Source organism: Pseudomonas sp. NFACC25 (genome assembly GCF_900100935.1).
Lineage (GTDB): Bacteria > Pseudomonadota > Gammaproteobacteria > Pseudomonadales > Pseudomonadaceae > Aquipseudomonas > Aquipseudomonas marginalis.
This window is the reverse complement of sequence record NZ_FMUC01000010.1, coordinates 1-12,619: the sequence shown is the minus strand read 5'-3', so window position 1 is coordinate 12,619 and position 12,619 is coordinate 1. Positions and strand designations below refer to the sequence as shown.

The following is a 12,619-nucleotide window of genomic DNA, read 5'->3' as shown; positions in this document are numbered from 1 at the left end:
GCGTCGGTTCGCTGGCGCTGATGATAAATGAACCCAGGAAAGTAGCCAGGCCTGTCTAGCTATCCAACGTCTGATCCAATTCAAGCAGCACGCCCCGCAAGCTCTGGCGTAAGCTCGAGACTTGCGAGGTCATCACCTTCAGGGCTTCGGTCCGTTGACTGACGGCCAGGGACTGGTCATGCAGTTGAGCGGTGCGCTGCTCCAGATCCCGGCCCCTTTCATCCAACTGGGTTTGCTCCTGCTGCAAGCGGGCCTGCCATTGATCAAGCGCGGTTTCCCTCTCCGACGCAGCGAGTTTCTGTTGGGCCAGCTCCTGAGCAACACGAGCCAGGTTGGTCAGCGTACTGCCTACTTCAAACAAGTGGTCGTCGTCCGCGGGCGCCGAAAGCTTCGGCTGCGCCGGGGCGCTTGGCTCATTCAGGACAACAGGTACATCCTGGACGATGGCCACAGGCGCGTCGACCAACATCTGCCGGGGCTCTTCTACGACAGGTTCAGGTACGGGAAGCGGAGTAGGCTCGGGTGGATTCGCCCCCCTGACAGATGAACTCATTTTCGACGAGAAACGAATGGAAGGCACAATTAATGAAGCACTTTCGATTGCCGGCAGCACCGGCGCAGACATTCCCAGGGAGATCACTTTCATCACCAGGGCCTTCTTGATGATCACCGAATGATGCTCTTCGGGCCTCGCAGGCGGCAGCTTGCAGCCTTTTAAATCGATAAAATGATAAGGCACCTGAGTTTCGGTAACACCGGCTTTAGTGCCTGCCGCCGCCGAGGTAAGAATTTGCTTGAAAACATGCATTGCCACATGCAGGTCCTCCTTGGACTCCACTCCCCCCAGAAAATACCGATCAAGTTTTTTGCGCAAGGCTGCGACATACACCCTGGAACTCGCCGGCTCAACCTCTTCATCCAAGCTATAAACAAGAAAGTTGGAGGCAATCTGGCCTACAGCAAACCCACAGAGCAATGCACCGTTAACCGGAGCATCTTGACCGTCGCGTTCAAGAACAAGGGTACGTAGAAGCATCATGGTGATCGGGCCTCATTACAAAATTCGAAAAGTCTCTATAACCTTCAGACCATCACTCAATAATTAAAGGTTAAAAACACAAAACAATTGTTTCAGCGACTTGCCTAGCGCGCCCGTAGGATTTTTCCTATTAATGCTGAGCGGCGTTCCCAAAAACAGATATTGCTCGTACCCTTTTCAAACTCTCCCTCCACGACCACACCACGCTAAATGATCGAAATCATCAACCTGACAAAACATTTAAACAATAAGAAAATAATCAGCGATTTTTCATTCAGCGCAAACAAACAGGAATGCCTGGGACTATTCGGAGAAAATCCTACAGTTAAAACGGCCCTTCTCGACGTAATATCGGGCTCGACCACGCCTTCCAGCGGGCATATAAACATCCAAGGCTTCAATACTAAAGCCCATCCATTAAGAGCAAAAAAACTCATCGGCTACCAACTTCACAGATGCGTCAGTCATCCTACGATGTCGGTTAAAGAATTCCTTGACTACATCGCGGCCCTTCGCGGACTGCGCGGCACCGAAAAACGCGCACAGGTGGACTATGCCGCTACGCAACTGGAGTTGTTGCCGGTGCTCAACGCTCCCCTCGAGGCTCTCTCCATCGGTTTGAAGCGCAAAGTCACCATTGCCCAGGCCATCCTGCACGCCCCTGCCTTGCTATTACTGGATGAACCGACCGAGGGGCTGGCACCTGATCAGAAATACAAATTCAGGAGCCTCATCCAGTCATTGACGCAAGAAATGACCGTGATCGTCGCTTCCCGACACTGCGATGAATTATCCGAACTCTGTACACGCGCCCTGGTGATCGCAGGTGATCGCCTGGTGGCCGATACCCCCATGCCAGATCTGCAACGCGACTCTCGCCATTTCCAGGCGGTCACCCTCGCCGCAGATGCCCCCTTGGACCTGCTGGCTCTCGCCGTACTGCCGGGGGTGGCAGGCATCGAAGAACATCGGCACGCACCCGGCACGGTGACCGTCCTGGCCATGCCGGGGCACACCATCTACCCCCATATCAATACGCTCATTGCCAATCGTCGCTGGAAAATCAACTCACTGAGCCTGGAGCCTGGTCGCCTCAGCGACGTAGTTCATTATCTGAGCCGAGAGACTCCCCTTTGAAACTGCTGCCCGTCATATTCAAGCGTCAACTCGTCCACTATGCCGGTACACCCGGCACCTATCTGAGCATTGCCATTTTTTCAGTACTGTCCGTGGCATTGGGGTTGCACATGAGCGCCTGGCCAGAACAGGACAGCAGTCACTTGCAGGTTTTCTTCCAGCTACACCCCTGGCTCTATTTATTGCTGATTCCAGTACTGGCGGCACAACTCTGGTCGGACGAGTCCAATGCCGGTTTTCTCGACCTGATGAAAACATTACCCATCACCACGTTTGAATGGGTTATCGGCAAATTTCTAGCAGCCTGGGTCGTGGCGGCCACAGCCCTGATATTGACCTTCCCTCTCGTGATCATTGCCAACTACCTGGGAGTGGCGGACAACAGCGTTATTGCCTCGCAATTTATATCGAGCTGGCTACTGGCGGGCAGTTATCTAGCCGTCGGTTGTTTTATTTTCACACTGGTACGGCAACGCACTGCCCTTTTCATACTGACTGTAGGCTTTATGCTTATCGTCAGCGCACTCTCTTATTTGCTCGATGCACTTGAACATCAAGCCCCCATCTGGGCGGTGGACAGCCTGGTCTCCCTCAGCCCTTTTTCGAGGTACAGCGCTATCGACAATGGAAAGTTCACGCTTCGTGACATGCTTTACTTCATCAGCATGATCTTGGCCTTTCTCGCAGCGACGACCGTCACTCTCAACTATAGACACAGCTGAGAAGGAAAGCCCTCCATGCGACCTACTCTGCGCACCGGCATGACACTCACTGTTATCCTGTTACTATTCCTGGCGTTTAACTTAGTTTGGGTAGGAAAAATTCCAAATATCCGATGGGACTTCTCACAAGGAAAAACGCATACCCTATCGCCTCAAGTACGACAGTTACTCGCGTCATTGGAAAACCCTGTGGATTTGTATTATTTCAATGCCCATGACAGCCCTGGACGAAGCTACACCTTGAAACGCTATGGCAAGCGCATCGAAGACCGGTTGATGGAGTACGAAAAAGCAGCAAAAGGCATGATCAACCTGCACCTTATTGATCCCATGCCTTTTTCAGAGGACGCCTACAAAGCCAGGTTGTTTGGCCTCGACGACAATGCGGGATTCATGGGCCTGATCGGCACCCGAGCCGGCTATGGAGCGCAACGCATCGAATCATTCAGCCTGGATCGTGAGCCATTGCTCGAATATGAAATCAGTCATTTGATCTACAAGTTGCAGCATCCGGAGCGCCCCGCTATCGGACTGCTGTCAGGGCTCGCGATGGGAGAATCCGCGGGCCGATTGTTGAAGGAACTGCAGCGACATTTCAACCTGGTCAATCTGGGAGCAAGCACCGAGCGCGTGCCGGAACAGGTCAAGACGCTCATGGTCGTGCATCCACAGGCGCTGCCTGAACAATCGTTATATGCGGTTGAACAATTTGTATTGAAGGGCGGTAAATTGATGGCATTTATCGACCCGTTTAGCGAGCAAAGCTCGAACACCCCATCCGCCAATACCCGACTGACTGATTTGCTTGCCGCTTGGGGAATACAGATGCCGGCGAACAAGTTTCTGCTCGATCACCGCTACGCCGCGTCGCACACACCTGTGAAAGGGAAGTTCACAGTGCAGCATCCGGGCAGGTTGAACCTGCCCCGGCAGGCAATGAACACAGGCGATCCGAGCACCTGGAAATTGAATAACGTGACGGTATCAAGCAGCGGCGTGCTGTTTCGCCGCCAGAAAGGCCGCACGACGCTGACCCCTCTCCTGCAAAGCTCCCTGCAATCCGAGTTGCAGGAAACCGACCGGCTTGCCTCGGCAACCGAGCTCGATTCAACGGCCGATGAGGCCTCCAGCCAAACACAACGCCATGTGATTGCAGCCCGTATAGAGGGGCCTGCCTATTCAGCATTCCTCGATGACGTGGAAGGACAGCCGGCAGCAGTGCAAAAAGCGGCGCAGATCCATGTGGTGGTAGTCGCCGACACTGATTTGCTCACGGATCAAGTCAATAGCCCAGCGCCCGACAGCAACACACTGTTTATCTTGAATACGCTGGATAACTTGTCCGCCAGTGATGTACTGACCAATATTCGCCCGCACGCGTCGACGCAAAGATCGCCAAACAGGCTGGAACGGATGCGCGACAGCGCCGTACACGCCTACACGCAGAAGGCGACTGAATTGGAACAACGCCTGCTACGGACAGAACATGAATGGCAAATGCTGCGCACAACGGAGGTGCAGCTCGGCTCCCAGACCGTGGACACCACCACCCAATTGGTTGCACTCAACAAGGAGCGACTGCGCTTGCCAATGGAATTACATGCCTTGAAAGCCGAGGCATACGCGCAGGTACATCGCCTGGAGTTCGCCATAAAAATGCTCGTGGCACTGGCGATACCCCTGATGCTATGCCTGGTTGCCTGGGTGGTTTTCCTGTGCAATCGACGGCGTCGACTACAGGCGAGCGTCGCGCTCTACTGAGTTCAACGCCTGGCAATCAGCCCCTGCCGGGCAATGCGGGTCAATTGTCGGATGACTTCCTGCGCGTCGCTGGCGCTGGGGGCCTGGATAACCGCAAGATCGAAGCTGTTATTCGCAAACCGGGCAAGAGAATCGCCATCTTCCACAAACTGAATCAAGAATGCCGATGGCCGTCCGCTGCGACGTGGCCACCCGTCCAGATAACGCAAGAGCGTAGGCTGATGCTTGCCGCCCAGAAGGATTTTTGGATTGCGTTGGGTGAGGTCCGCGGTGATCGGGGCCAGGCGTATCAGGGGGCGTAGTGCATTCATCGTGTCGTGTCTCTGCCTCAAAAGTCTGCGGGCAGGTGAGAGGCAACACCGAACCAGCGCTTTAGCGGTATTTCGAAGTTGCCTCCCCAGGGGAGAACAAGCTTCTGTCGGGTTCTATCAAGACCCAGTGGCGCCCCGCAATTAGCTGTTTAAATCGGCGCATGGGCAGCATCCTAGAGAAGCCGGTGGGGCGGTGTCAAGAATCCCGAGCAACGAAAAGGCCCACACAGTGGTGGGCCTTTTCAGAGTTTTGTGCCGGTGTCAGTTGGCGATGGCGCGGTCGGCAGACAGTTTGCCAGCACCTTCCAGCAGCACCGCCAGGGAGCCGCCCAGCAGGGCCAGTGCGAACTCATAACCGTTGTTGGCCATGAACAAGCCGTTATGGATATGCACCGAGAAGATCGCCACCAGCGACAGAATGGTCAGGCCCAATGCCGCCGGGCGTACCAGCAAACCGATGATCAGTGCCAGGCCGGCAAAGAACTCGGTTCCGCCCGACAGCAGCGCCATCAGGGTACCCGGCGCCAGGCCAATGCTTTCCATCCACTGGGCGGTGCCCGCCAGGCCATAGCCGCCAAACCAACCGAAGAGTTTTTGCGAACCATGGGCGGCAAAGATGATGCCGACGACGATGCGCAGGATGGTCAGGCCGTAGCCGGCACGAGTGGACAGTACGCTTTTGATCATTGGGCTCATGGGGTGGATCCTTTTCGAAGTAGGGGTTGGTTGGCCGCTATATTAATCAGTTTAAGCAATGATAAAAGCGGAAAAACTGCCTGATTAACATCGAAAAAATAGATTATTTCCGTGAGGCGATTTTCGGCGCCTGCGGTTCCAGGGACTCTCGCTCCCGATCGAACGCCAAGTAGTACTTGTTGACGCTATTAACATAGCTGACGCCCCCCATCCCCACCTGCTCCATGGCGATGCGCTCCACCTGGAAGAACCATTGATTGGGGTTCAGTCCCCGACGCCTGGCCTCGGTGCGCATGCCCTGCACCCGCTCCGGCCCCATGTTGTACGCGGCCAATACGAAGGCCATGCGCTCGCGCTCGTTGAGCTTGGGGCTGGCGAAGAATTTGCGACGGATCAACGCCAGGTAACGCGCGCCGGCCTGCACATTGCTGTCGAGACTTTCGATGTTGTTGACGCCCACCCGCTGCGCTGCCGAAGGGGTGATCTGCATCAGGCCGGTAGGGCCGCCGCTGTTGCGCGCACCCGGGTCGAAAGCCGACTCCTTGAACGCCAGCGCCGCGAGGTTCAGCCAGTCCATGCCTTGCTCACGGGCGTGCTTTTGCAATACCGGGCGCAGTTTTTCCAGGCGCTGGCGGTCGACGCGGGCCAGCGGGTTGCGCACCTGGTAGAGGCGCCGATAGATGCGCTGGAATGCCACATCCTGGTCGGACGGCGTGCGATAGGTCTTGAGAAATCGATCAATACTGGCCCGCAGCATCGAGGCATCCTGGCGCACAAACCAGTACTCGTCGCCCGGTTCGCTGATTGCCACCTGCTTGTCGAAGCGCAACTTGGGCAGGATCTTCGACCAGCGCTCAGCAATCGGCTTCTCGACAATAGTCAGGTGAAAAATGCCCGCCTGGACCATCTCCAGCACATCCTCCACCGCCAGGGTCGGGTCCACCCATTCCACCTTGACCGGCGGCTGTTTGTGCAAGGCCAGTTTCTGGTTGACCTGGCTGATGGCATCCGCCGCCGCGCTGCCGGTGGTCAGCGCCAGGGTACGCCCGGACAGTTGCTCCAGCTTGGTAAACCGCCGCTCACCCTTCACCCCCACCAGCCATAACGGCACACCGCTGGCGATCGGATCGCTGGTGCTGATCTTGTGTGCGGCCTTCACATCCAGCAATTCACCGGGGGCCACCAGGTCGCCTTCGCCACGGGCGAGTGCGCCGAGCAGTTGGTCCTTGGCCTTGGGAATGATCTTGAGGTTGATTTCCTGGCCATCACGGGCGTGGCCATTGAGGTATTGCTCGAACGCACGCAAGCGATGGTATTCGACACCGATGGCCTGGCCCTGGACCTCGCCGGAACTGTTACGGCTCTGGTTCACCAGTACACGCAGGGTGCGACTCGAGCGAATCTCCGCCAGGTCGCGCACCTTGCCGGGCCTGGTCACTTCCAGCGGCCCGTCCAGACGCGCGAGCGCCGCCGCGGGCAGCAGCAGCGTCAGGCACAACATAAGCAACGCCGAGGGTCGGATCATCCGCTCTCCGGAAAGAATACTGGCCAACACCCTCGCGAAAAACGAGGCGTTGGGGGTCAGAAACAGAGCGCTTTAAGCGCTGGCAAGACGCGCAACGGTGGCACAGTGCAAGGCGTGCAGCCAATCACGATGTCACTTGCGACGTTCAAAGACAGCTATAACTCGTTGTAGTTCTTCGTTTTTCTTATAAATCTACAGCTCTGATATGCTTTCCGGCCGCAGGCGGAGATAGCACCATGCAACTCATTGATATCGGCGTCAACCTGACCAACCCCAGTTTCGACGAGAAGCACCAGGCCGTTCTCGACCGCGCCTATGCCGCCGGGGTGCAACAATTGGTGCTCACCGGCACCAGCGTCGACGGCAGCGAACAGGCCTTGGAACTGTGCGTCAACCTCGATGACAGCGGCCAGCGCCTGTTCAGCACGGCCGGCATCCACCCCCACTCCGCCAGCGATTGGAACGGCGATAGCGCCAGGCGCCTGCGTGGTTTGCTCAACGAAAGCCGCGTACGTGCGGTGGGCGAATGCGGGCTGGATTTCAATCGGGATTTCTCTCCGCGCCCGCAGCAGGAAAAAGTCCTCGAAGAGCACTTGGCTCTGGCGGTTGAGCTGAAACTGCCGGTGTTTCTCCACGAGCGCGACGCCAACCAGCGCCTGCTGGAGATCCTCAAGGACTACCGCGACCACCTGAGCGCCGCCGTGGTGCATTGCTTCACCGGCGAACAACCGGCGCTGTTCAGCTACCTCGATCTCGATTTGCACATCGGCATTACTGGCTGGATCTGTGATGAGCGCCGTGGGACGCACCTGCATCCGTTGGTCAGGGAAATTCCCCGTGGTCGTCTGATGCTGGAGAGCGATGCGCCCTACCTGCTGCCGCGCACCCTGCGTCCAAAGCCGAAAAACGGCCGTAACGAACCCGCCTACCTGCCGGAAGTGCTGCGCGAAGTCGCCCTGCACCGCAACGAAACGGCCGAGGACCTGGCTCAGCACAGCACCGCCTGTGCCCGCGCGTTTTTTGGGCTGCCTGCCGTGGATTGATGCGGTGCATTGACCCATGTCAAAACCGCTTTGCGGAGTAGCGGCACAATAATGGCACCTTGCCAATGCTGTTTCCGCTATCAGAGAAAACCTTCCATGGGTGCCTGGCTTAGCAATATCTCGCTGAAATACAAATTCTGGGCCGTCAACGCGGTCGCCTTTATCACGACCCTGCTCCTGGTGCTGTACGCCGTGCATCTCGAACAGCAATCGCGCAGCCATGCGTCCCAGGCCTCGGCACAGGCCCAGGCGCAATTGCTCGGAGCCTGGCCGGTCGACAAGGCCCTGCCCAAGAGCGAGCACTGGCTGACGTTTGCCCGCGGCCAAGTCCCACAGCTGGCCGATCAGGATCTGTCAGCCCTGAGCAGCAACACGGGTTGGGTCGAACTCAACCCCATGCCGCTGTTCGGCGAAAACACGCTGATGGGCGCCGAAGTGATCGCCCGCCCTGATGGGCAATACATCGCCGTGCTCGCCCACGCCCCCAGCCTGAGCCAGGTATTCAGTGAACGCTTCGCCAACTATGCCGTGGCGGTGCTGATCCTGATGCTGGCGATGCTCTGCGCCTCGCAATTGCTGATCCGCTTCCTGCTCAGCCAACTCAACACCCTCAAGGACGTGATGCTGCACGTGGAGAAAACCGGCGACCTGTCGGCCCGCGTGCCGTTGGCCTGCAAGGATGAAGTCGGCCAGATGGCCAGCGCCTTCAATGCCATGCAAGCCGGTTATCAGCGCGTGGTCAGCACCGTGGCGCGCACCGCCAGGCTTCTGGACGAGGGTGCCGCTCGATTGGCCAGCAGCATGAATGAGGTACAACACGGCATGCTTGGCCAGCAAAGCGAGACCGACCAGGCCGCCACCGCCATCAACGAAATGACCGCCACCGTCTACCATATCGCTCAACATGCCGGTGCCACCCGCGACTTGTCCCAGGCCGCCGACACCCTCGCTGGCAGCGGTCAGGACGTGGTCACCCGCGTACAGCATTCAATCGCCGGCCTGTCTTCCGGCGTGCAACAGACCGCCGAAATGATCCAGAAACTGGCCGAGGACAGCCAGAAAATCAACAGCGTGGTCAGTGTGATCCACAGCATCGCCGAACAGACCAACCTGCTCGCCCTCAACGCCGCCATCGAAGCTGCTCGCGCCGGGGAAATGGGCCGTGGGTTTGCCGTGGTCGCCGACGAAGTGCGCAACCTGGCCAAGCGCGTGCAAAGCTCCACCGACGAAATCACCCGCATGGTCTCGGCGCTGCAGGCCGGCACCCGCGACGCGGTGGACTTCATGCAGGAAAGCTCGTTCAAGGCCGACGACTGCGTACAACAAGCCCTGGAAGCCGGCACGGCGCTCGCCGAAATCACCAGCGCCGTGGCGCAAATGCGTGAAAGCAACACCCAGATCGCCGTCGCCGCCGAACAGCAAAGCCACGTGGCCGAAGAGATGAACCGCGCAGTGGTGAGCATTCGTGATGTGACCGAGAACACCGTGCAACAGACCGTGGATTCGGCGACCACCAGCAATGAGCTGGCGACGTTGGCTGGTGAGTTGAGCAAGGCGATTGGGCAACTGAAGCTGTAGGGCTTCTCCACCTGTAATCTGACTCCTACGATCGACTCTGCGTTTACCCGAAGTCTTGGCGAACCCTCCTAGCCGTCCTGGCGAATAGCGCCGACTTCTTTACCTGACGAAGCCCTCCAAAGTCTCTCGCCTGATCATTCAGTGCGAGGGACCGCCGATGCACCTACCCGTTAATGCCCTGGTTGTCGGGGCGGCCTCTTGAGTCCCGTGATTGCCAGCTTTGTCCTGGCCCCCATGGATGCCAAGGTACCGGACGTTGAGCGCGTCTTTCGTGACTTTCGCGGTTGCCTGAATACCTTTGATGAGTGGGCCGGGAGCTTCTGGAGCGCTTCGGCGCTGGAGGTCGAGCAGGTCTTCAAGGTCGGCGATGAGGCAGCGCTGGTCGCGCCGATCAATCGCTCAATCATCCCCAGCAGCACCGTCGCCACGTGCCCGGCCAACGGCACCCTGACCCTGGTGCATATGTTCGAAAGCACGCGCTTCGTGCCCATCGGCAACACGCCGGTGATGCTGCAGCGCGTCGATCCCAATGGCGGCCCGTTGGGCGAGCCGATCCACAAGACCATCGGCCCCAGCGGCCTCCTCGAAATCACCGAGTGTGATCGCAACCTGCCGTACCAAATCACCTTCTATCCCAACGTTTCCAAGGATCACGTCCAGGCGCTGTATGGGTCTTATCAGTCGGTGATCGCGGGGTTGGAAGTTCACCTGCGTGACGAATGGACCAGGACCTTCCAGCCCCAATGGGACGACTTCGCCAACGCCACGCCGCCCGAGCGTAGCGCGATGCAAGCTTTGGCGTTTTCAAGCGGGATGGCCAAGGCGCTCTACAACCTGTGGGACAACGTCAAGCAGCTGTATGACTTGTTGGCGGACCTCAAGGCCAACAGCCAGAAGTTGTTGGCCTACATCTCCCAGACTGAACTCGATGAACTGCTGAGGCTGGGCAACGACGCCATCGCAAGGGGGCTGTTGGTGCTCAGCGATGAGCCGCTGCTGTTTATCTACCTGTCGGCCATGGTCAGTTGGCTACGCCTGCTGCCGCCGCCCGAGCTGTATGAAGTGCTGGGCGAGATCAGCGGTGAGGTGTTGATCAATCTGTTCCTGATCTGGGCGACCCGTGGCATGGGCGTGCAGATTCGCCTGGGCGCTCAGGTGCTGGGACATATCAAATCCGGACGAGCGCGCAAGTGGCTGGAGAGGCTGGCTGATCAGTTGGTGGGGCCGACGTTGGACGCGCATGTCGAGGCGGTGAAGCCTTTGCTGCTCGGTGGCCCCGCGACAGCGATCAAGACCGTACCGGTGGCACCGTTGAAGGCGGGGGAGCATGTGGTTTCGAACCCCGTGCCGGCGGTTCGTAACAAGACACAGAAGACCGTGTTGGTCAGGCAGGAGCCTGTCGATGATGTGCCTGTTTCGGGGAAAAACCCGAACGGGGATGCGGCGGCTTCTTCGGATAAGACCGTCACCAACGGCTGCCCGGTGTCGATGGTTACCGGGGAGGAATTGCTCACCCTCACCGACGGCACGTTGGATGGGATCTTGCCGTTCGAGTGGACACGGTTGTACCGCACCAGTGCGGTGGAAGTGGATGGCGGGCTGGGGTTTGGCTGGAGTCATTCGCTGGCGCATCGGCTTGCGGTGTCGGGCGATTCCGTCGTTTGGACGGACCATGAGAACCGCTCGATTGAGTTTCCACTACCGACTGTTGCTCGACCCGCCATCACCAATAGCCTCGCGGAAGCAGCGATCTATTTAGGTACGTCGCCGGATGAGTTGGTGTTGGCCCAGGCGTCGCGGTTTTATCACTTTCGCGACGGTGTGCTGGTCTCGATCAGTGATGCGTACGACAACCGGCTGCGGATTTCTCGGGATTTTCTAGGGCGGATTGAGCGGCTGGATAACGGCGCGGGGTGTGCGCTGTTTTTGCGTTACTCGTCCGGCCACATCGTCGCGGTGGACTATCAGGTTCAGCGCGCCAAGGGGTATGAGCCTTACGAATGGGTGACGGAGCAGAACGTCGTTTCCTACGCCTATGACGACGCTGGCCGACTGGTCTCGGCGACCAATGCCGTCGGCGAAAGCGAGGTTTATCGCTACGACGATCAGCACGTGATTCTTGAGCGCGGACTGGCCGGTGGGGCGAGTTTCTTCTGGGAATGGGAACGGGCGGGCAAGGCCGCGCGATGTGTCCGGCATTGGGCCAGTTTTTCCCAGATGGACACGCGGTATGCCTGGGGGGACGACGGCCGGGTCACGCTGCATAACGCCGATGGCAGTCAGGAAGTGTACGTCCATGACGACCGGGCGCGGCTGGTGCAGCGGATTGATCCGGACGGTGCTTCGCATTTCAAATCCTACGATGCCAAAGGCCGGCTGACGGTTGAGCAGGATCCACTGGGGGCGGTGACGGCGTATCAGTACGACGAAGCCGGAAGGTTGGTGGCGTTATTTCCCGGGGATGATGAGCCGACGTACTACGAGCATGACAATGGCTTCGTACGGGTTGTAAGGCGGGGTCTGGCGGTCTGGAAGTACGAGCGCAATGACCAGGGCGATGTCATTCGTAAGACCGATCCCGACGGACATGTTACGGATTACAGCTACGACCAATACGGGCAACTGGTTGGGGTTTGGTCCCCGGATCACAGTTGCCATCGGCTGGTGTGGAATGAGCGGGGGCAACTGATTGAGGAGCAGTTGCCCAATGGCGGGATCAAGCGTTATCGCTATGACGATCTTGGCCGGCCGGTGGCCCGCGAGGATGAGCATGGCGCGCTGACCCAGTATCAGTGGGACAGCGTGGG

General features: G+C 58.3%; 10 protein-coding genes. 6 read left to right on the top strand and 4 right to left on the bottom strand.

Annotated elements, in window-relative coordinates:
* Window positions 1–55 precede the first annotated feature (55 nt).
* On the bottom strand, window positions 56–1,039 hold the full coding sequence (locus BLQ09_RS21410) for a hypothetical protein (protein WP_074844642.1): 984 nt from the start codon (window positions 1,037–1,039) through the stop codon (window positions 56–58).
* 210 nt (window positions 1,040–1,249) lie between these two features.
* On the opposite strand from BLQ09_RS21410, the gene BLQ09_RS21405 reads away from it, so the two are divergent.
* Genes BLQ09_RS21405 through BLQ09_RS21395 form a run of 3 tightly spaced genes read left to right on the top strand, consistent with a single transcriptional unit; the run spans window position 1,250 to window position 4,659 of the window.
* Window positions 1,250–2,176: an ABC transporter ATP-binding protein gene (locus tag BLQ09_RS21405; RefSeq protein ID WP_027606970.1), complete on the top strand. Its 927-nt coding sequence runs from the start codon at window positions 1,250–1,252 to the stop codon at window positions 2,174–2,176.
* Entirely contained in the window at window positions 2,173–2,898 is a 726-nt protein-coding gene (locus BLQ09_RS21400) for an ABC-2 transporter permease (protein WP_027606969.1), read from the top strand. The genes BLQ09_RS21405 and BLQ09_RS21400 overlap by 4 nt, the downstream gene beginning before the upstream one ends.
* Window positions 2,899–2,913: 15 nt before the next feature.
* Window positions 2,914–4,659, top strand: coding sequence for a Gldg family protein (locus tag BLQ09_RS21395; RefSeq protein WP_027606968.1), 1,746 nt, complete (start codon window positions 2,914–2,916; stop codon window positions 4,657–4,659).
* 2 nt (window positions 4,660–4,661) lie between these two features.
* Here the strand turns inward: BLQ09_RS21395 and BLQ09_RS21390 are convergent, their stop codons facing one another.
* From BLQ09_RS21390 to BLQ09_RS21380, 3 genes are all read right to left on the bottom strand, one after another.
* On the bottom strand, window positions 4,662–4,970 hold the full coding sequence (locus BLQ09_RS21390; RefSeq protein ID WP_065924423.1) for a hypothetical protein: 309 nt from the start codon (window positions 4,968–4,970) through the stop codon (window positions 4,662–4,664).
* 261 nt (window positions 4,971–5,231) lie between these two features.
* Window positions 5,232–5,666 (bottom strand): DoxX family protein, encoded by a 435-nt coding sequence (locus tag BLQ09_RS21385; protein WP_027606966.1) that lies wholly within the window; start codon window positions 5,664–5,666, stop codon window positions 5,232–5,234.
* Window positions 5,667–5,769: 103 nt separating this feature from the next.
* Window positions 5,770–7,191: an MltF family protein gene (locus BLQ09_RS21380; protein WP_027606965.1), complete on the bottom strand. Its 1,422-nt coding sequence runs from the start codon at window positions 7,189–7,191 to the stop codon at window positions 5,770–5,772.
* A gap of 236 nt (window positions 7,192–7,427) precedes the next feature.
* Here BLQ09_RS21380 and BLQ09_RS21375 point away from each other — a divergent pair, with 236 nt between their 5' ends.
* From BLQ09_RS21375 to BLQ09_RS21365, 3 genes are all read left to right on the top strand, one after another.
* Window positions 7,428–8,234, top strand: a complete 807-nt coding sequence (locus tag BLQ09_RS21375; RefSeq protein WP_092358477.1) for a TatD family hydrolase — start codon at window positions 7,428–7,430, stop codon at window positions 8,232–8,234.
* 96 nt (window positions 8,235–8,330) lie between these two features.
* Entirely contained in the window at window positions 8,331–9,812 is a 1,482-nt protein-coding gene (locus tag BLQ09_RS21370) for a methyl-accepting chemotaxis protein (RefSeq protein WP_092358475.1), read from the top strand.
* 198 nt (window positions 9,813–10,010) lie between these two features.
* A partial coding sequence (locus BLQ09_RS21365; RefSeq protein ID WP_256568972.1) for a DUF6531 domain-containing protein occupies window positions 10,011–12,619 on the top strand: 2,609 nt, incomplete at its 3' end.

Coding starts and splice junctions, on each gene's coding strand:
- BLQ09_RS21405 (WP_027606970.1), top strand. CDS start 1,250: ATGATCGAAATCATCAACCTGACAAAACATTTAAACAATAAGAAAATA.
- BLQ09_RS21380 (WP_027606965.1), bottom strand. CDS start 7,191: ATGATCCGACCCTCGGCGTTGCTTATGTTGTGCCTGACGCTGCTGCTG.
- BLQ09_RS21395 (WP_027606968.1), top strand. CDS start 2,914: ATGCGACCTACTCTGCGCACCGGCATGACACTCACTGTTATCCTGTTA.
- BLQ09_RS21375 (WP_092358477.1), top strand. CDS start 7,428: ATGCAACTCATTGATATCGGCGTCAACCTGACCAACCCCAGTTTCGAC.
- BLQ09_RS21370 (WP_092358475.1), top strand. CDS start 8,331: ATGGGTGCCTGGCTTAGCAATATCTCGCTGAAATACAAATTCTGGGCC.
- BLQ09_RS21410 (WP_074844642.1), bottom strand. CDS start 1,039: ATGATGCTTCTACGTACCCTTGTTCTTGAACGCGACGGTCAAGATGCT.
- BLQ09_RS21390 (WP_065924423.1), bottom strand. CDS start 4,970: ATGAATGCACTACGCCCCCTGATACGCCTGGCCCCGATCACCGCGGAC.
- BLQ09_RS21385 (WP_027606966.1), bottom strand. CDS start 5,666: ATGAGCCCAATGATCAAAAGCGTACTGTCCACTCGTGCCGGCTACGGC.